General features: G+C 61.7%; 19 protein-coding genes and 1 pseudogene. 10 read left to right on the top strand and 10 right to left on the bottom strand.

The features are described 5' to 3' along the window. Nucleotides 1–16: 16 nt before the first annotated feature. The 10 genes and pseudogenes from F2P45_RS28610 to rpmH form a co-directional block, all read right to left on the bottom strand. Entirely contained in the window at nt 17–856 is an 840-nt protein-coding gene (locus tag F2P45_RS28610; protein WP_166881618.1) for a YciI family protein, read from the bottom strand. An 83-nt stretch (nt 857–939) separates the two neighbouring features. Next, entirely contained in the window at nt 940–1,353 is a 414-nt protein-coding gene (locus F2P45_RS28605; RefSeq protein ID WP_166881617.1) for a YciI family protein, read from the bottom strand. 14 nt (nt 1,354–1,367) lie between these two features. Next, entirely contained in the window at nt 1,368–1,853 is a 486-nt protein-coding gene (locus F2P45_RS28600) for a VOC family protein (RefSeq protein WP_166881616.1), read from the bottom strand. 198 nt (nt 1,854–2,051) lie between these two features. Beyond that, nucleotides 2,052–2,834, bottom strand: coding sequence for an EAL domain-containing protein (locus tag F2P45_RS28595; protein WP_166881615.1), 783 nt, complete (start codon nt 2,832–2,834; stop codon nt 2,052–2,054). A gap of 92 nt (nt 2,835–2,926) precedes the next feature. Next, nucleotides 2,927–3,484, bottom strand: a complete 558-nt coding sequence (ybiA, locus tag F2P45_RS28590) for a riboflavin biosynthesis intermediates N-glycosidase (RefSeq protein WP_166881614.1) — start codon at nt 3,482–3,484, stop codon at nt 2,927–2,929. 58 nt (nt 3,485–3,542) lie between these two features. Next, entirely contained in the window at nt 3,543–4,922 is a 1,380-nt protein-coding gene (gene mnmE, locus F2P45_RS28585; RefSeq protein WP_166881613.1) for a tRNA uridine-5-carboxymethylaminomethyl(34) synthesis GTPase MnmE, read from the bottom strand. A gap of 109 nt (nt 4,923–5,031) precedes the next feature. Beyond that, nucleotides 5,032–6,705, bottom strand: coding sequence for a membrane protein insertase YidC (gene yidC / locus F2P45_RS28580; protein ID WP_166881612.1), 1,674 nt, complete (start codon nt 6,703–6,705; stop codon nt 5,032–5,034). Nucleotides 6,706–6,716: 11 nt separating this feature from the next. Continuing rightward, the gene (yidD, locus tag F2P45_RS28575) at nt 6,717–6,977 is read right to left on the bottom strand and encodes a membrane protein insertion efficiency factor YidD (RefSeq protein ID WP_166881611.1); all 261 of its coding nucleotides are present in this window, start codon (nt 6,975–6,977) and stop codon (nt 6,717–6,719) included. A gap of 101 nt (nt 6,978–7,078) precedes the next feature. Continuing rightward, nucleotides 7,079–7,462 (bottom strand): annotated as a pseudogene (rnpA, locus tag F2P45_RS28570) (ribonuclease P protein component); the annotation flags it as partial. 32 nt (nt 7,463–7,494) lie between these two features. Then, complete coding sequence (gene rpmH, locus F2P45_RS28565) at nt 7,495–7,629, bottom strand: 50S ribosomal protein L34 (protein WP_010401996.1); 135 nt, start codon at nt 7,627–7,629, stop codon at nt 7,495–7,497. An 842-nt stretch (nt 7,630–8,471) separates the two neighbouring features. Between rpmH and dnaA the strand changes: the two genes are divergently transcribed. The 10 genes from dnaA to F2P45_RS28515 all read left to right on the top strand — a co-directional run bounded on the left by dnaA (nt 8,472) and on the right by F2P45_RS28515 (nt 19,445). After that, nucleotides 8,472–9,887, top strand: coding sequence for a chromosomal replication initiator protein DnaA (gene dnaA, locus F2P45_RS28560; protein ID WP_166881609.1), 1,416 nt, complete (start codon nt 8,472–8,474; stop codon nt 9,885–9,887). 181 nt (nt 9,888–10,068) lie between these two features. Continuing rightward, nucleotides 10,069–11,175, top strand: a complete 1,107-nt coding sequence (gene dnaN / locus F2P45_RS28555; protein ID WP_166881608.1) for a DNA polymerase III subunit beta — start codon at nt 10,069–10,071, stop codon at nt 11,173–11,175. A gap of 108 nt (nt 11,176–11,283) precedes the next feature. Further along, nucleotides 11,284–13,776, top strand: coding sequence for a DNA topoisomerase (ATP-hydrolyzing) subunit B (gyrB, locus tag F2P45_RS28550; RefSeq protein ID WP_166881607.1), 2,493 nt, complete (start codon nt 11,284–11,286; stop codon nt 13,774–13,776). 111 nt (nt 13,777–13,887) lie between these two features. Then, the gene (locus F2P45_RS28545; protein WP_166881606.1) at nt 13,888–14,373 is read left to right on the top strand and encodes a YcxB family protein; all 486 of its coding nucleotides are present in this window, start codon (nt 13,888–13,890) and stop codon (nt 14,371–14,373) included. A gap of 99 nt (nt 14,374–14,472) precedes the next feature. Continuing rightward, nucleotides 14,473–14,790 carry a cupin domain-containing protein gene (locus F2P45_RS28540; protein WP_166881605.1) on the top strand — a complete coding sequence of 106 codons (318 nt, stop codon included), beginning with the start codon at nt 14,473–14,475 and terminating at the stop codon, nt 14,788–14,790. A gap of 3 nt (nt 14,791–14,793) precedes the next feature. Continuing rightward, on the top strand, nt 14,794–15,393 hold the full coding sequence (locus F2P45_RS28535; protein WP_166881604.1) for a TetR/AcrR family transcriptional regulator: 600 nt from the start codon (nt 14,794–14,796) through the stop codon (nt 15,391–15,393). Continuing rightward, the gene (locus F2P45_RS28530; RefSeq protein ID WP_166881603.1) at nt 15,390–15,578 is read left to right on the top strand and encodes a hypothetical protein; all 189 of its coding nucleotides are present in this window, start codon (nt 15,390–15,392) and stop codon (nt 15,576–15,578) included. Before F2P45_RS28535 ends, F2P45_RS28530 begins: the two co-directional genes overlap by 4 nt. 4 nt (nt 15,579–15,582) lie before the next feature. Then, nucleotides 15,583–16,746 (top strand): hypothetical protein, encoded by a 1,164-nt coding sequence (locus F2P45_RS28525; protein ID WP_166881602.1) that lies wholly within the window; start codon nt 15,583–15,585, stop codon nt 16,744–16,746. Nucleotides 16,747–16,998: 252 nt separating this feature from the next. Beyond that, nucleotides 16,999–17,607: a DUF2760 domain-containing protein gene (locus tag F2P45_RS28520; RefSeq protein WP_166881601.1), complete on the top strand. Its 609-nt coding sequence runs from the start codon at nt 16,999–17,001 to the stop codon at nt 17,605–17,607. Continuing rightward, a complete protein-coding gene (locus F2P45_RS28515) occupies nt 17,604–19,445 on the top strand; it encodes an Hsp70 family protein (protein WP_166881600.1) in 1,842 nt (613 codons plus the stop codon). The genes F2P45_RS28520 and F2P45_RS28515 overlap by 4 nt, the downstream gene beginning before the upstream one ends. The last annotated feature ends 5 nt before the right edge of the window (nt 19,446–19,450 follow it).

The raw sequence follows: 19,450 nt of genomic DNA, 5'->3' as shown, positions 1-19,450 counted from the left end.
GTCGCCTGGTGGGCGGCTAGCGCGTCGCGGCGCGCGGCACCGGCACGCCGCTCGCCGGCTGGGCGCGCAGGGCTTGTCCGTCGGTGCGCGCGGCGGGCGCGAAGGCGCCGGCGTCGGGCCGTTCGGCCAGCTGGCGGATTTCCACCTCGACCGGCGGGCCGTCGGGATAGGGGTTGCGCGTGGCCCAGGCAATGGCGTCGCGCAAGGTCGGGGCGCAAATCAGCCAGTAGCCGGCAATCATCTCCTTGATTTCGGTGAAAGGGCCGTCGACCACCGTCAGCTTGCCGGACGCCAGCTTGACGCGCGCACCGAAGGCGCTCGAACGCAGTCCGTCGGCGCCGAGCAGCACACCGGCGCGCGCCTCGGCCGCGTTATGGGCGTCGAGCGCATCGAGACGTTCGCGGGCGACCGCGGCTTCGTCTTCCAGCGCGCGGGTGGAACGCAGCAGGATGGCGAAACGCGCTCCCCCGGCATCTGCCTCGCCGGCGGCGGCCACCTCGGCACAGCCGCCAGGGCAGCCGCTCAGCCGTACCTCGACCTCGGCCGCGCCTGCGGCGCCGGACGGCCAGCGCGCCGCCCAGTCCAGGGCCTCGTTTTTCGATGCGACATCGATGACGGCAAAGCCGGCGATCAATTCTTGCGTGTCGGGAAAGGGGCCGTCGGCCACCGTGGCACGGCCGTCGGCCAGGGACAGGCGCACGCCGCCGGCGCTGGGAAGAAAATGTTCGCATCCGCGCAGGATGCCGGCGTCGGCCATCTGGCGGGTGTACGCGGCCAGTGCCTCGCGCGCGGCGGTCGATGGCGGCTGGCCGGCTTCGTGGACCGGGTCGGATCGTCGCAAGAGCATGTAGCGCATGGTGTTCTCCAGGTTGGCGCAGTGGCCGGATGGTGCCTTTGCAACGCCGTTCCCGCACCGGACGGGACGGGAACGGCGTCGATTTACATCTGCTCGCGCAAGCGCTTTTCTTGCTCGCGCAACGCCGGCGTGAATTCGGCGCCGAAGTCATCGGCATCAAACACTTGCCGGATTTCGATCTCGCTGTCCGATTCCATCGGATTCGGACAGCGCTTGACCCATTCGATCGCCTCTTCCTTCGACTTTACCTGAATCAGCCAGAAGCCGGCAATCAACTCCTTGGTTTCGGCAAACGGCCCGTCCATCACGGTGCGCTTGTTGCCCGAGAATTGCACGCGCGCGCCACGCGAACTCGGGTGCAGGCCTTCGCCCGCGAGCATCACGCCGGCCTTGACCAGCTCTTCGTTGAATTTGCCCATCTCGGTCAATAACTGTTCGCTGGGCATTTTTCCAGCTTCGGACTCGGGCGTGGCCTTGACGATAATCATGAATTTCATGGTGTGGTCTCCTGTCAGGCGCCGGGGTTGCCGCAGCTCTCGGCCGCAATCGCGGCGGCCTGCATTTCTTCCGTGCTCATGTCGCGCACATGATGGGCGATCGACCAGCTGTGGCCGTACGGGTCCTTGACCATGCAGTAACGGTCGCCCCAGAACATGTCGGCCGGCGGCATGACGGCAGTGGCGCCGGCATCCACGGCGCGCTGGAAGGCGGCGTCGGCATCCTGCACGTACAGGTGCAGGGTGACCGGCGTGCCCTTGAGGGTCAAGGGCCCGATGGCGCCCCATTCCGGGGTTTCCTCGCCCAGCATGATGGCGGAGTCGCCGATGCGGATCATGCCGTGGATGAGCTTGCCATTGGGCGCCAGCAACTTGCCGGTATCGGTGGCGCCGAAGGCCTTGATGTAGAAATCGATGGCGGACACGGCGTCGGCGCAGACGAGATGCGGCGTGACGGTGTGCATGTCCGAAGGAATACGTTCGACAGCGGGTGTGCTCATGGTGATGTCTCCTTGGCGTTAAGGGTTAGTCAGTCAAGGGCTGCGGAAGTTCCGTGCGCCGGAAGGTCGGTGCGGGTGATGAACGGCGTGCCGGGCATAGCGCTTCTCCTTGAAGAGTGGGTTGCTATTACGACGACGTTGCAGCTGGCGTGAAATCGACAGCTTGTTGAACTATTTTTTAGTTGACCGGCCGGCTTGTTACCAGGACGTGGGATCGATGACGCCGATCGCGCGGAAAGCGGGCTTGCAGAACAGGTAGCCCTGCATCAGGTCGACGCCGGCATCGCGCAAGAAGTTGCGCTCGCCCGGGGTTTCAATGCCTTCGGCCAATACCGCGATCTCCAGGCTGGCGCAGATGCCGACGATGCCGGCCACGATGGCTTGCTTGGCCGGGCTGGTATCGATATCGCGCACCAGTTGCATATCGATCTTGATGATATCGGGCTGGAATTCGGACAGCAGGTTCAAACCGGCATACCCGGCGCCGAAATCGTCGATCGCGGTGCGGAAACCGAAGCGGCGGTATTGTTCGAAAATATTGACCAGGTGCGGCCGGTCCATCACCTGTTCGCTTTCGGTGACCTCGAAGATAATCCGCTCGATCGGAAAGCCATATTCGCGCGCGGCATTGAAGGTGCTGCGGATGCAGGCTTCGGGCCGGTACACGGCATTCGGCAGGAAGTTAATCGACAGCAGTTCCTTGATGCCCAAGTCGGCCGCGCCGCGAATGGCGCGCACGCGGCAGGCCTGGTCGAACATGTAGCGGTTGCTGTCGTTCACCTTGGACAGCACCGAATACGCCGATTCGCCATGCGGACCGCGCACCAGCGCCTCGTGCGCATAAATGGCGCGCTGGCGCAAATGAATGATCGGCTGGTAGGCGTAGTCGAAATCGAAACCGAGTTCGTCGTTGTTCCTGCATTGGACGCAGGCCGGAACCGGCTTGACGTGGGCATCGTCGGCGGGGCAAATGGGGATCATGAGGCGGCCAGTTCTGAAAGTGCGGCGAATAGCCACTATATCAAATCAGCGGGCTCATGCGCGCACTGTGCGACCCGGCGCGGGCCGCTTGTTTATGCCAGTTGCAATTGGCTGCGCGCCGCCATCAGGGCGAAGCCGAGCAGGTTCGGGCCTTCCCACAAGTTGGGGTCGTTCGACCTGGGATCGTCCGCCGCCAGGCCGGTGCCCCAGATGCGGTCGAGCGGACTGGCTTCCACCAGCACATGCTTGCCGGTGCCGGTGAGGAAATCGCGCAGGGCCGGGTTTTGTCCGAATTTGGCGACATTGGCGCGGCAGACGATGTCGAAACGATGCGCCAGCCAGTCGGCCTCGACAAAATTGGCGACGCTGCGGCCGAGCGCCTTGGCGGCGCCCGGCGTGGGCGCGGCCAGTACCTTGGCGCGGTTGGCCTCGTCCTTGAACAGGCGCGCCTTTTCGGCCATCATGAAATGCTCGGCGGTGGGATAGCGGTCGCCGTCGAGTTCGAACGGCGCCTGGTACCACTGGCTGAAGCAACTGCGCGTGATCAGGCCATCCTTGGGCGGGGTGTGGCCCCAGAAATGCAAGAACGAGAACGCTTCGCCGGCGTTGAAACGGCCGCGCAATTCTTCCAGTGTGTTGGGCAAGGCCATGTTAACGACTTTCCATGTGATCAAACGATGACAATAAGTTGACAGGGCGCGCGGGGGCTCATTTGCCGATGCAAAAGCGGCTGAAGATCACGCCCAGCAAGTCATCCGAGGAAAACTGGCCGGTGATGCTCGACAGTTGCGCCTGCGCCAGCCGCAATTCCTCGGCGAACAGGTCGAGCGACTGGTCGTTTTGCGCGGCATGCTCGCCCGCCAGCGCCAGGTGTTTCTGGGCCGAGCGCAGGGCGATCAAATGCCGTTCGCGCGCCAGAAACAGCGATTCGCCGGTTTGCTGCCAGCCGGCGATACGCAGCAATTCGGCGCGCAGCAAGTCCATGCCGATGTGCTCATGCGCCGACAGATAGATATTGGTCGCTTCCCCGGTCGGGTCGACCGAGGGCTTGTGGCCCGACAGGTCGATCTTGTTCCACACGCGCAGCACCGGTACCCCGGCCGGGAATGCGGCGACGATGCCGTCGTCGGCCCGGGTCGGTCCCTGGTCGGCATCGAGCAGGTGCAGGATGACGTCGGCCCTGGCCACTTCGCCCCAGGTGCGCTCGATGCCGATGCGCTCGACGACATCGACGGCGTCGTCGATGGTGCGGATGCCAGCGGTGTCGATGATGTTGAGCGGAATGCCTTCGATCTGGATGGTTTCGCTGACCTTGTCGCGCGTGGTGCCGGCGATGGGGGTGACGATGGCCACGTCGGCCCCGGCCAGGGCGTTCAGGAGTGAAGACTTACCCACGTTGGGCTGGCCGACCAGCACCACGTTCAGCCCCTCGCGCAACAGCGCGCCCTGGGCCGCCTGCTGGAACACGCGTTCGAGCGAGGCCACGATCACGGCCAGCTGGCCGCGCGCGTCGGATTTTTCGAGGAAGTCGATTTCTTCTTCCGGGAAATCGAGAGTCGCTTCGACCAGCATGCGCAGGCCGATGGTTTGTTCCACCAGGGTATTGATGGTCTTGGAAAATGCGCCCGACAGCGACTGCGTGGCCGATTTGGCGGCCGCTTCGGTGGAGGCGTCGATCAGGTCGGCGACCGCTTCGGCCTGGGCCAGGTCGAGCTTGTCGTTCAGATAGGCGCGGCGGGTGAATTCGCCGGGCTCGGCCAGGCGCAGGCCCGATTCGGCGCCCGCTTCGAGCACGCGCGCGAGCAGCATCTGCAGCACGATCGGCCCGCCGTGGCCCTGCAACTCGAGCACGTCTTCGCCGGTGTACGAGTTCGGTCCCTTGAAATACAGGGCGATGCCCTGGTCGATCACGGCGCCATCGGCCTGCCTGAAGGGAATATAGGTGGCGCGGCGCGGGCTCAGGGCGACATCCGGGAACAGCGCGGCCAGCAAGGGCGCGAGCGACTTGCCGGAGGCGCGCACGACGCCGATGCCGCCGCGGCCCGGGGCGGTGGCGATCGCGGCAATGGGGGAAGTATCGAGTTTCATAGGTGTGATTGTAATTTAATTGCCGCAACAGGCTGGCGGCATCTGTTGCCACGCGCGGATATAAAAAAGCCCGTGCGGAACACGGGCTTTTTCAGGTCGCGGCGAACGCTTACTTCTTGGCTGCCGCGTCTTCGAATTTCTTGGTGATCACCCATTGCTGCGCGATCGACAAGATGTTGTTCACTACCCAGTACAGCACCAGGCCGGCCGGGAAGAAGATGAACATGACCGAGAACGCCAGCGGCATGAACAACATCATCTTGGCCTGCATCGGATCGGCTGGCGCCGGGTTCAGCTTGGTCGTGATGAACATCGAGATCGCGTACAGCACCGGCAGGATGAAGTACGGGTCCGGTGCGGTCAGGTCGGTGATCCAGCCGATCCACGGGGCGCCGCGCATTTCGGCGGACGCCTGCAGCACCCAGTACAGGGCGATAAAGACCGGCATCTGGACCAGGATCGGCAGGCAGCCGCCGATCGGATTGATCTTTTCGGTCTTGTACAGTTCCATGGTGGCCTGGTTCATCTTGGCCGGGTCGCCTTTGTACTTTTCGCGGATCGCCTGCATCTTCGGCGTGACCACCTTGATGCGCGCCATGCTCTTGTAGCCGGCGGCCGAGAGCGGGAAGAACAGCAGCTTGATCAGGATGGTAAAGGCGATGATGGTCCAGCCCCAGTTGCCCAGGACCTTGTGGATCTGGTCCATGACCCAGAAAATCGGCTTGGCGATAATCGTCAGGAAACCGTAATCCTTGACCAGTTCCAGGCCGGGGGCGATCTTTTCCAGCTTGTTCTCGTCCTGCGGACCGGAATACAGCCTGATCTGGTTCGATACGCTCGCGCCCGGTGCGATGGCGCCCACCGGCATCAGGGTACCGATGGCGTACAGATTGGACGCCACTTTCTTGGTGTAGATCTCGCGCGGCATGTTCGCCGGCGGCAGGAAAGCCGAGACGAAATAGTGCTGCGAAATGGCGACCCAGCCGTCGTTGGCCTGCTTGGCGTGCTCGGCCGTACCTTTTTTCTCGATGGTTTCGAACTGCAGCTTCTGATAGTGATCGGTCGGGGTATACATGGTCGGACCGGTGTAGCTGGAGTTGAAGTAGGACTCGCCCTCCGGCTTGTTACCATGATGCAGCAGTTCGACGAACAGCGACGGCGCGACCGGGGTGGCGCCGGTATTGGCGATGTCGTGACGCATGTCGATCAGGTAGTCGCCGCGCTTGAAGACGTAGGTCTTGGTCAGCTTCATGCCACCCTGCTCGGCTTCGAGCACGAGTTGCACTTCGTTGGCGCTGTCGAGCGCGCGCGGGCCCGACTTGGCGACGAAACCGGTGAACTGGGTCGGCACCGGCTCGCCCGGCGCATTGCGCACCAGGCCGGTCTGGGCCACATACGCGCCCTTCGGGGTGACATCGAACAGGACCTGGTTGCGGGTCTTGTCGTGGGCATCTTTGAACTTGAGCAATTCAAGCCGCTTGATCACGCCACCCATGGTATCGATGTCGACTTTCATGACATCGGTGGTGATGGTGATGATTTCGTTCTTGAAAGCTGGCGCGGTGGAACCGGCGGCACCAGGCGCGCCAGGCACGGCGGCGCTGCCGGCGGCAGCGGTCGGCAGGCCGGTCGCTGGTGCGGTGTTGGCGACCGTGGCCGTCTTCACCGGCGGCGCCCATGGGTAGATCGACTGTTTGCCGTTCGATACCATCCAGTCGTTCCAGAGAACCACCAGCGATACGGAAAACACGATCCACAGGATAGTACGTTTATTGATTTCCATTGAGGTATTGGTCAGGAGTGGTTGCAACCGCAAGCGGCTGTAGAAGAATTCTTCGGGTGCGCAGGCGGCACCGGATCGAATCCGCCATCATCCCACGGATGGCAGCGGCACAGGCGGCGCGCGGCCAGCAGGCTGCCGCGGGCGGCGCCGTGGGTGCGGATCGCTTCGATCGCATAATTGGAGCAGGTCGGGTAAAAGCGGCAGCGCTGTCCCAGCATCGGGGATAACATCAGCTGGTAAGCACGCAATAACCAGACGAGCAGGGTATTCATGGTGATGCTTTCGGCTCTCGCGCCCCATCGGGCGTCCCATCGGGCGTCGCTGCGGGCGTGCCATCGGGCGGCGCACCAGGTGACGCACCATCCGGCGCACTACGTGGCGCACTATGTGACGCCTGAGACGAGAACAGACGCGCAATTTCAGCGCGCAGGATCGCCTTGAGCGCGGCGGTGGTGGCCGGGCCTTGCTTGGTATTGACCGGGCGCGCGAGGCGCACGATGCAGTCGACGGCAGGCAGCGGCGCCATGCGGAACAGCTCGCGCGTCACGCGCTTGATCGTATTGCGGGTCACGGCACGGGGCGCAAAGCGCTTGGCCACGACCACGCCGAGCCGCGCATGCGGCAAGTCGTTCGAGCGGGTGTAGAGCACGAAATGGGCCGTTTTTTGGGCGGGGCGCAAACGAAAAACGGATGAAAATTCATCCGTTTTAACGATACGCCGAACGCGCGCGAAGTCGTGTGAACCTTCGCTAGTCATAGCCAACCGCGATCGGGCAGTAAGTGCCAGACTTATACAGCCAGGCGTTTGCGACCCTTGGCGCGGCGTGCATTGAGCACATCGCGACCGCCACGGGTTGCCATACGTGCGCGGAAGCCGTGCGTACGCTTGCGACGAACGACGGAAGGTTGGTAAGTACGTTTCATGGTGGTCTCGCTTAAAGCAAAATAAAATGCAAAATCGGGTCTGACGTCCCGTCAGTTTTCGGCGCCAATGACATTTCGCAGATGTTAAGCCAGCGTCACGCCACAGCAAAAATACTCATATTTACCCGCTAAGCCACAGCTATCAGTCACTCTTACATGACTCATTTGCACGGAGTACGGGCGGGGAACCTTGGATTAGAACGCATTTTACTGGCCTTTGTCAAGGAAGGCTGTGGTTTGGCGGCCGGATCGGCGTGTTTTCAGGCGGCAAATGTGGGGTGGAAAGCACAGCACCGCCGCGCCCGCCACCCCATACCTCGTCGTCTCTGACATTGCCAGACCCGACTTCCCGCACCGGCGGGAACCCCGGTTTGTTGCGCAGCTAGCGGCTTTGGTACGGAACTGGGTTCCCGCCTGCGCGGGAACGACGGATTTGGTGACGCGGTCAGCCTTGACGTAATGCACGAGCAGAAGCGGCGGCAGAACAACGTAGCTTTACGACAACTTACTTTCCACCCATTTCCGCTCTGCCAGGTCGCCCCTGCACGTAAAATAAGCGGCGTGCCTGTGGATAACTCGGGCCTTCGCGGGTAGAATAGCGTGTTACGTGTGGCGAACCGCTGGCGACGCATGCGTCAGGGGGCCTCGAAAAACCGTAACGAGCAGCGCAAGTTTCGTCCGGGACGCGCAGTCCGAGAAGCGCAGCCGTACGAAGGTACGGTGAGCATCGCCGGACTTTCGTGTCCCGGGCGAAAATTGCGCCGCGCAGTAGGGTTTTCGAGGCCCCCGCTAGCGAAGCATCATCGAACCGCCCCTCCACACCTTATTCAGACAGAAGATTCATGGAAAATTTTTGGCAGACCTGTTCCGCGCAATTGGAACTGGAGCTGACGCCGCAACAATTCAGTGCGTGGATCAAACCGCTGGTTGCCCTCGACTACGAGGACGGCAAGTTGCGCATCGCAGCACCGAACCGCTTCAAGCTGGACTGGGTGAAGTCGCAGTTCGCCAACCGCATCACGGCCCTGGCCTCCCAATACTGGGAAGCGCCGACCGAAGTGCAGTTCGTGCTCGACCCGCGTAATGCCCTGCCGAAAAAACCGGTGGCGCCGCACCCGGCCCCGAACGACGGCCCGCTGCCGGGCACCATCAACAACGGTCCCGGCAATGGCAACGGTCCTGCGGACAATCCGGCCGCGCCCGAGATGTTCAACATCGGCAATTCACCGCGCCGCGAGCAGAGCCGCGTCAACACCGACCTGACCTTCGACAGCTTCGTGACCGGCAAGGCCAACCAGCTGGCGCGCGCCGCCGCGATCCAGGTGGCCAACAATCCGGGCGTGAGCTACAACCCGCTGTTCTTCTACGGCGGCGTGGGCCTGGGCAAGACCCACCTGATCCACGCGATCGGCAACCAGGTAATGGCCGACCAGCCGGGCGCCAAGATTCGCTACATCCACGCGGAGCAGTATGTACGCGACGTCGTCACCGCCTATCAGCGCAAGGGCTTCGACGACTTCAAGCATTACTACCATTCGCTGGACATGCTCCTGATCGATGATATTCAGTTTTTCGGCGGCAAGAGCCGCACGCAGGAAGAGTTTTTCTATGCGTTCGAGGCCCTGATCGCCGCGAAGAAACAGATCATCATCACCAGCGATACGTATCCAAAAGAAATCACCGGCATGGACGACCGCCTGATCTCGCGTTTCGATTCCGGCCTGACGGTGGCGATCGAGCCGCCGGAGCTGGAAATGCGGGTGGCGATCCTGCTGAAAAAAGCCCAGTCCGAAGGCGTGACGTTTTCGGACGACGTGGCCTTCTTCGTGGCCAAGCACCTGCGCTCGAACGTGCGCGAGCTCGAAGGCGCGCTGCGCAAGATCCTGGCGTACTCGCGCTTCCACGGCAAGGACATCACCATCGATGTGGTGAAAGAAGCGCTCAAGGATTTGCTGTCGGTACAGAACCGCCAGATCTCGGTGGAAAATATCCAGAAAACGGTGGCCGACTTCTTCAGCATCAAGGTGGCCGACATGTATTCCAAGCGCCGCCCCGCGAATATTGCGCGGCCGCGCCAGATCGCGATGTACCTGGCCAAGGAACTGACCCAGAAGAGCTTGCCGGAGATCGGCGAACTGTTCGGCGGACGCGACCACACCACGGTACTGCACGCGGTGCGCAAGATCGCCCTCGACCGCACCAAGAACGCCGAATGCAACCACGAGCTGCATGTCCTGGAACAGACTTTAAAGGGCTAAAGTTCAAATTAATGTGCGAACGGCAATTTCTGGCAAAATATAGCATTAGCAGCAAGGTTACCGTGGCCCTGTTGTTGCGTTGTCAGCCCCGGAGCAAGCCTGCTTGCCGGGGGCGGCGGGCGTGGCGGCACTGCTTAGCGGGCCATACAGTACATTTCTGACAACTCTATCGAGGATTACTATGCAATTGGTCAAAACCACCCGAGATACCCTTCTCCGGCCACTGCAGATCGTGAGCGGTATTGTCGAGCGTCGGCACACTATGCCGATTCTGGCCAATATCCTCATCCGCAAGGACGGCGAAAATGTCTCGTTCCTGTCGACGGACACCGAAGTGCAGATCACCACGCACGCCAGCATCGGCTCGGGTGCCGATGTGGCCGGTACCACCGTGGCCGCGCGCAAGCTGCTCGACATTTTGCGCGCCCTGCCCGAATCGGGCGACGTCACGATGACCCTGGTCAACAAGCGCCTGACGGTACAAACCGGCAAGTCGCGCTTCGCGCTGCAAACCCTGGCGGCGGAAGAGTTTCCGACCGTCTCGGTCGCGGACACCTACAACGCCACCGTCACCCTGCCGCAAAAGACGCTCAAGCACCTGTTCAACATGGTGCACTTTTCGATGGCGCAACAGGATATCCGTTACTACCTGAACGGCCTGCTGCTGGTGCTCGACGGCCGCAACGTCATCGCCGTGGCCACCGACGGCCACCGCCTGGCGTTTTGCCAGGTCGAGACCGAGCACGAATTCACGCGCCAGGAAGTCATCATTCCGCGCAAGACGATTATCGAACTGCAGCGTTTGCTGGAAGAAAGCGACGAGACGGTCCAGCTGGACATTTCGACTTCGCAAGTCAAGCTGACCTTCGCCGACATCGAGCTGGTCTCGAAGCTGGTGGAAGGCAAGTTCCCGGATTACACGCGTGTGATTCCGAAGGGCTACAAGAACGACTTCACGATCGGCCGCGACGAACTGCTGCGTTCGCTGCAACGCGCGGCGATCATGACCAGCGACAAGTTCAAAGGCGTGCGCTGCATCATCAGCCCGGGCAGCATGAAAATCAGCTCGACCAATGCGGACCAGGAAGAAGCGGTTGAAGAACTCGAAATCGACTACGGCGGCGACAGCGTCGACATCGGTTTCAACGTGACGTATCTGCTGGACGTGTTGAACAACTTGAAGTGCGACCAGATCAACATCGCGCTGGGCGACTCGAATTCGTCGGCACTGATTTCGATTCCGGACAACGCGGACTTCAAGTACGTCGTCATGCCGATGCGGATTTAAGACAAGCAATACCCGGAAACCTGTTCCCCGTCGATTCCGCCAGTGGCGGCAGCGGCGGGGAGTTTCCACATTTAGCACCCGATACATCGTTTTTTGAGAAAGCAGTCCATGTCCGAGAACACACCAGCAATCCCCGCCAAGATCGAAGAATACGGAGCCTCCTCAATCCAGATCCTCGAAGGTCTGGAAGCGGTGCGCAAGCGCCCCGGCATGTACATTGGCGACACCTCGGACGGCACCGGCCTGCACCATCTGGTGTTCGAAGTACTGGACAACTCAATCGACGAATCGCTGGCCGGCCACTGCACCGAAATCCACGTCACGATCCACTCGGACAATTCGATTTCGATCACCGATAACGGCCGCGGCGTACCGACCGGCCTCAAATTCGACGACAAGCACGAGCCAAAGCGCAGCGCGGCCGAAATCGTCATGACCGAACTGCACGCCGGCGGCAAGTTCGACCAGAACTCGTACAAAGTCTCGGGCGGTCTGCACGGCGTCGGCGTTTCCTGCGTTAACGGCCTGTCGAAACTGCTGAAACTGACCATCCGCCGCGACGGCAAGGTCCATTACATGGAATTCGTGCGCGGCGTGCCGCAAAACCGCGAAATCGACATGATCGACGGCGTGGCTGTTTCCCCGATCAAGGTCATCGGCGAAACCGACAAGCGCGGCACCGACGTCCACTTCTGGGCCGACGAAGAGATTTTCACGCACGTCGAATTCCACTACGAAATCCTGGCCAAGCGGATCCGCGAGCTGTCGTTCCTGAATAACGGCGTCAATATCAAACTGACCGACCAGCGCACCGGCAAGGAAGAAATCTTCGCCTTCGAAGGCGGCACGCGCGGCTTCGTCGAATACATCAACAAAGCCAAGACGGTGCTGCACCCGACCGTGTTCCAGGCCACCGGCGAGCGCCTGTCGGACCAGGGCACCAATATCAGCGTCGACGTCTCCATGCAATGGAACGACGCCTACAACGAACAAGTCCTGTGCTTCACCAATAACATCCCGCAGCGCGACGGCGGCACCCACCTGACCGGCCTGCGCGCCGCGATGACGCGCGTGATCAACAAATATATCGACGAGCACGATTTCGCCAAGAAAGCCAAGGTTGAAATCAGCGGCGACGATATGCGCGAAGGCCTCACCTGCGTGCTGTCGGTCAAAGTACCGGAACCGAAATTCAGCTCGCAGACCAAAGACAAGCTGGTATCGAGCGAAGTGCGCGGCCCGGTCGAAGAAATCGTCGCCAAGACCTTGACCGACTACCTGATGGAAAAGCCGAACGACGCCAAGATCATCTGCGGCAAAATCGTGGAAGCGGCGCGCGCGCGCGAAGCGGCCCGCAAGGCACGCGACCTGACCCGCCGCAAAGGCATCATGGACGGTCTGGGCCTGTCGGCCAAACTGGCCGATTGCCAGGAAAAAGACCCGGCGCTGTGCGAACTGTACATCGTCGAGGGTGATTCGGCGGGTGGCTCGGCAAAACAAGGGCGCGACCGTAAATTCCAGGCCATTTTGCCGCTGCGCGGTAAGGTGCTGAACGTGGAAAAAGCGCGTTTCGAAAAGATGCTGTCGTCGGAACAGATCACGACCCTGATCGCGACCCTGGGTACCTCGATCGGACCGGACGAATTCAACGTCGACAAGCTGCGTTATCACCGCATCATTATCATGACCGATGCGGACGTCGACGGCGCCCACATCCGCACCTTGCTCCTGACCCTGTTCTATCGCCAGATGCCGCAACTGGTGGAACGCGGCCATATCTATATCGCGCAACCGCCGCTGTATAAAGTCAAGGCTGGCCGCGACGAGCGCTATCTGAAGGATGACGTGGAAGAAGCGAGCTACATGATGACGGTGGCCTTAAACAGCGCCGTGTTGATGCCGCGTGAAGGCGGCGACGCGATTTCGGGCGAACCGCTGGCTGAACTGGTACGCCAGTTCAACCTGTCGAACGCGATCATGATGCGTTTGACGCGCGTGATCGACCGCGCCGCGCTGACCGCCATCATGACCGGCGTGACCCTGGACCTGAGCACGCTGGACAACGCCGGCGTCTCGGCTGCCGCGATGGAGAAGATGATCGACGACAAAGCCGTCAAGGTGAGCGTGCGTTCGGACGACCTGAGCGAAAAACACGCGCTGCGCATCGAGCGCATGCACCACGGCAATATCCAGGTGAGTTCGATCGATGCCGATTTTGTGCAGGGGGCCGATTATTCGACCCTGGCCAGTGCGGCGGCGACGTTCCAGGGTTTGATTGGCGAAGGCGCGTTCATCCGCCGCGGCGAAGGCGAGCGCATGAAGGAATCGGCGGTTGACGACTTCCACCACGCGATGCAATGGCTGCGCGACGAAGCCGAGCGCACCGTGACCAAGCAGCGCTACAAAGGGCTGGGCGAGATGAATCCGGAGCAGCTGTGGGAAACCACAATGGACCCGACCGTGCGCCGTTTGCTGAAGGTGCAGATCGATGACGCGATTGCGGCGGATCAGATTTTCACCACCTTGATGGGGGATGAGGTCGAGCCGCGCAGGAACTTCATTGAATCGAATGCGCTGCGTGCCGGCAATATCGACGCATAAACTCGCAGTAAGCAGGTCCATATCCTGGCTGCAACCATCATGATCGTGTTCATCAGACCAGTCTGAGGCTGGCCTGATGAACACCGTTGCAGTTCACAATCAGGAGCCCGCTTGCGTGTCGAGTTCGAGTTAAAGTTCAGGGACCACTTGATATTCAACATAGCACACCAGCTCCGCTCGGTGATGTTGCATCTGTTTTATGCGTTCGGCCTGCTCCTGATATTCCTCTTCGCCGATGACGAAGAAGACATCCTCGTTACTTCTCTGACGGCCGTGTTTGCCTATCTGGCGTCCTGGCTCATACAATTGATCTTCCTGGCAGCCTATCTTCGGGTAGGAAACAATCGGACGATGCTCACGCATAAAGTGGTCGAACTCCACCACGATGCGCTGTATGAAGAATCCAGGTTTGCCAGGTCCTATCACTTCTGGCCCGGAATTCAAAAAGCGGCCCGCAGGCACGGATATATGGTCATTTACACGACTTCGCTTACTGCGATTGTGATTCCAAAACGCGCTTTCCAGAGCGAGAGCGAACATGACAAATTCTGGATGGCGCTCAATCGCAAGCTGGTCCACGAGACTGACGCGCAATAACTGACGCGCCCCTGCTTGCCGACCCATATGCGATAACGATTGACAGACTAACGAACGTTAGTTAGAGTTCGATCTTCTGATTATCTAAGGAGTTATCCCATGATTTTGGCTCGACTAGAAGGACGCATTTGGGGCGATTCAGGCATTGCTGGATTGCAGACCTGTTCGACCTGGACCGGCAAGGACGGCGATGGCGGCTACCTGGCCAAATTTCAGGCTGGTGCACGCTTTCCCACCCATGCGCATCATGGATGGGAGCAAATCTTCGTGGTCGCTGGCGCGATTCGCTTTAACGACGTCGAGATGCGCGCAGGGGATGTGCTGCAGGTTGAGGGAAGCGATATACATGAAGCCTGCGCTCTGGAGGAAACGCTGCTGTTCGTCGCCCACCATGGCGGCATCGATATGCTGGAGTAAGCGATGACGTCTGCGAAAAAGAATCATCCGCCCCTAAACCGAGAAACCATTCTCGGCGCCGCGATCGGCCTGTTTCAGGAACGTGGATTCAGCGGGCTTGGCATGCGCCAGATCGCCGATTGCCTGCAAATAAAAGCCCCCAGCCTGTACCACCATTTCACCTCGAAAGAAGACCTGGCCCGCCAGGCGCTGCAGCTGTATCGGGAGAGCCAGGCCGCCCGCTTGCTCGCAATTGAGGCAACAGGCGACGTCAACGAGCAGCTTCGGATGTACGCCGAGCTGTTTGCCGGGATGCTGGACGATGGCAGTCGCCCTTGCATGTACCTGATGCTGGTACGAGAACCGTCATTTCAGCAGCAAGCGGGCGTTGACGAGTTGCGGCTCTTTGTCAAACAAAATGTCGACTGGCTGGAGCGCATTCTGCGCAAGAGCAAAGGTCCATTGCGGCTGGCGGCCGGCGTCAGCGAGCACGCTCTCGCAGAGCTGATCTTTGCTTCTTTCGAAGGGATCATGGCAGTCTCTCTGGCCGATCAAATGCCATCCGCAGCATTCCGAAAAAGAGCCAGCGATTTCCTGAAGCTTGTCATGCACGCCACAACATGAGCGATCTTTACTGGAATGAAGACATCATGGCGCAGGCATCCGTGCACCGCAGTGTGCAAACTGCGGTTCCTGGCGCTGTGACCGACCCAGGCTTGCCGGTGTCGCGTTCACAACAGAAGCAACGTGCGGGCGGCCAGCAATTACCTTTGGTTAAGTCTTTGTTCTATAATGTAAGTACACTCTGATTCCATGCGCCCTGCTTTTCTCAGCGCATCAGACAAGCGCCATTTCCCCGATCCGCTGTACTGCACGACGGCGACGCGTCGAACAATCACTGCCAACAATGAACCTCATGCTCCGTCAGCTCCTTCTTGCCCTTTCCGTCGCCGCCAGCGCCAGCACCGCCTTCGCACAAGGCAACGCTGCAACGAGCGCCCCTGCCGTCACCGCGCAGCCTGTGGCAAGTCCCGCGGCGGTTCCCGGACTGCGTTACATCGAAAAAGGTCCCGTCTCCCTGTACGTCGACACCTTGGGCGACGACCTGACCTACCTGCGCATCGTGCATCGCTCGAATGTGTTAGCTGGCAATATCGCACGCCTCCTGCTGCCCGGATCGCAGGCGCGCACGGCAAGGAAGCGTATCTGGGAGATCACATCACCGACTACCGGAAACGCAGCAACCTGGCCAGCCCGTTCCAGACCGAGCTGCCCAAAGCCCTCGACGAAAAATTGATCGCCGTGCTGGCCGAGAGCGAAGGCAGCGGCGCCCCGAAACGCAAGAACACCATGACCATCACGCCGCTCGGCCGGCATCTGCTGTACAACGAGCTCATGGCCGATAAAGGGCATGAAGACGAGTACGTGCTGCGTCTCGCCGCCCGTTTCAACAAGCGTCCCGAAGGGGCGACCGACAGCTTTTTCCGCAAAGTACAAGACACCGTCCGGGAATGCCATTATGTCTCCAAGCCGCTCACGCTGAGCGCATGGAAAGCCAATGACTACGACGCCGTCGCCGCCGAACAAAAGGTGGCGACCCAATCGTGCGTGAATTTCCTGTCGTCCGAGATGCCGGGATTTTTGGGCATCGATACGAGCACAAAAATCAAATCGGCCAAACTCAATTGCCAGACCGAGATGAATCTGTGCGTTGCGGAAGCCGATACCACGGCCGATCCCAAAGCCGCCAAAATCGAATGCAAAGTGGAATACAAACAGTGCGTCAGCGAAGATGTGCAACCGCTGGTCGACAGCACGCCCTTAGGCGCATGCAAGGCCACCTACGCGGGCTGCAAAAAAACCATCCTCGACAATGCCCGCGCCATCAATCCGGGCGTGAAACCGGAAAAATCGGAATATTCGTCGTGCATCAATGAATTCAAGGCATGCGTCAAAACCGTCAAGGACGCCCGATAAGCCCCCCGGCGCGCTGAGCCGCGCATCGGCAGCACCAAAAACCAGGCCGCGCGCCTGGTTTTTGCATTCACGGCAAACAGCCGCTTCACGCAGTGGCGCCACCAAATGATTTATACTGCCGCGCAGCATAAATTCAGGCCTTGCACAGATTCAGGCCTTATACAGCATACAATCCCGGTTCCGGCCCTGCGGCTCACTAGCCCGGCCAACCACATCAGTCCGACATACAGCCGGCATACTCAGGAGTAATTGATGATCGACTCGTCGCCGAATTCGAATCACCCGTCCCACGACAACAACCCGCCTTCTTTCCTGCGCCGTATTCCGATCGCGTTCGGCGCTTTCTTTGGCGCGCTGTCGGATGCCGGTTTCGCCAGCCGCATCGAGCGGGTGCGTGATGGCATGCCCGTGCCAACGCCGGCTCCAGCAGCAGTCGTCCCGGTCGCCGCCGCTCCAGCGCCAGCGCCAAAACCGCCCGCTCCCACGCCCGACACCGCCCTGCAGCTGCTGTCCCTGCTCCAGCGCGATGCGCGCCTGATCGACTTTACCCAGGAAAACCTGAGCGGCTTCTCGGACGCCGACATCGGCGCCGCCGCGCGCGTGGTGCACGAAGGCTGCGCCAAGGTGCTGCGCGAACACTTCACCATCGTCCCCGTGCGCGACGAAGCCGAAGGCAGCCGCGTCACCCTGAACGAGGGCTTCGACGCCCGCGCCGTGCGCCTGACCGGCAACGTGGTCGGCAAGGCCCCGTTCAACGGCAGCATCAGCCATCGCGGCTGGCGCGCGGCCGAGGTACGCCTGCCAACCCTGGCCGCCGGCCACGACGCCACCGTGCTGGCCCAGGCGGAGGTGGAACTGTGAGCAACGCCTACTTTTCGATCGGCATCGATCTCGGCACCACCCATTGCGCCCTGGCCTATGTGGACCTGACCGCCAGCGATGGCGAAAAAACGTCCCACGGCGTCCTTGAGATTCCGCAACTGGTCGACGCCGGCGCAGTCGGCAACGGCCACCTGTTGCCATCCTTCCTGTACATGCCGCACGGCGACGAATTGCCGCCCGGCGCGCTGAACCTGCCATGGACCAGCACCCAGGACTACGCCGTCGGCGAATTCGCGCGCGCGCGCGGCGCCCAGACCCCGATCCGCCTGGTGTCGAGCGCCAAGAGCTGGCTGTGCCACCCGGGCGTGGACCGCCGCGCGCCCATCCTGCCGAGCGACGCGCCGCCGGAAGTGAGCAAACTGTCGCCGCTGGAAGCCTCCACCCGCTATCTGGCGCACCTGCGCAACGCCTGGAACGCGGCCCATCCGGAAGCGCCGTTCGACGAGCAGGACATCACCGTCACCATCCCGGCCTCGTTCGACCCGGCCGCGCGCGAGCTGACCGTGGAAGCGGCCAAGGCGGCCGGCTACGTCAACCTGACCCTGCTGGAAGAGCCGCAAGCGGCACTCTACAACTGGATCCAGAACAGCGGCGGGCGCTGGCGCAAGGATGCCAAGCCGGGCGACATCATCCTCGTCATCGACGTCGGCGGCGGCACCAGCGACTTTTCGCTGGTCACCGTGCTCGAGCGCGACGGCAACCTGGAACTGCACCGCATCGCCGTGGGCGACCACATTTTGCTGGGCGGCGACAATATGGACCTGGCGCTGGCGCACCTGGTGGCGCGCAAGGTCGCCGCCACCGGCACCCAGCTGGACGCCTGGCAAATGCGCGCACTGGCCTATGCTTGCCGCGCGGCCAAGGAAAACCTGCTCAGCGATGCCAACCTGGCCACCCAGCCGATCGTTGTGCCGAGCCGTGGCTCCAAGCTGATCGGCGGTTCGATCCGCACCGAGCTGACCCAGGAAGAAGTGCGCGCCACCATCCTCGACGGTTTCTTCCCGCAGGTGGAAGCGGCCGCGCGCCCGGTCAGCCGTCCACGCGGCGGCCTGGTGCAGCTGGGCCTGCCGTATGCGCAGGATGCCGGCGTGACCCGTCACCTGGCCGCCCTGCTGGGCCGCCAGGCCGGCGCCACGGCCGAGCTGGAAGGCTTCGCCGGCAAGGTCAGCGAGACCGCCAGCTTCCTGCACCCGACCGCCGTGCTGTTCAACGGCGGCGTGTTCAAGTCGGATGTATTGGCCGAACGCACCCTCAGCACCCTCAACGACTGGCTGGCCGGCGAAGGCGCGGAAGCTGCGCGCATGCTCACCGGGGCCGACCTCGACCTGGCCGTGGCGCGCGGCGCCGCGTACTACGGTTACGTGCGTCGCGGCAAGGGCATCCGCATCCGCGGCGGCACCGCGCGCGCCTATTACGTCGCGATCGAATCGTCGATGCCGGCCGTGCCCGGTTTCGAACCACCGATCCAGCTGCTGTGCGTGGCGCCGTTCGGCATGGAAGAAGGCATCGAAGCCCAGCTCAAGACCCAGCAGTTCGGCCTGGTGGTCGGGCACGCCATCACCCTGCGCTTCTTCGGCTCGTCGGTACGGCGCCAGGACCGCCTGGGCGAGCTGCTCGACTTCTGGCATCCGGACGAGATGCAGGAAGTCGGCGAAATCCAGGCCACCCTGCCTGCCGAAGGGCGCCAGGCCGGTGACGTGGTCGCCGTGACCCTGGCCGCCGTCGCCACCGATACCGGCACCCTGGAACTGGTGGCGCAAGCCGTCCAGGGCGAGGAGCGCTGGAAGGTGGAGTTCGACGTGCGCGGCAACAACTAGGGCAC

This window comes from Massilia mucilaginosa (assembly GCF_011682145.1).
GTDB classification, from domain to species: domain Bacteria; phylum Pseudomonadota; class Gammaproteobacteria; order Burkholderiales; family Burkholderiaceae_D; genus Telluria_A; species Telluria_A mucilaginosa.
This window is presented reverse-complemented; position numbering and strand designations above follow the sequence as displayed.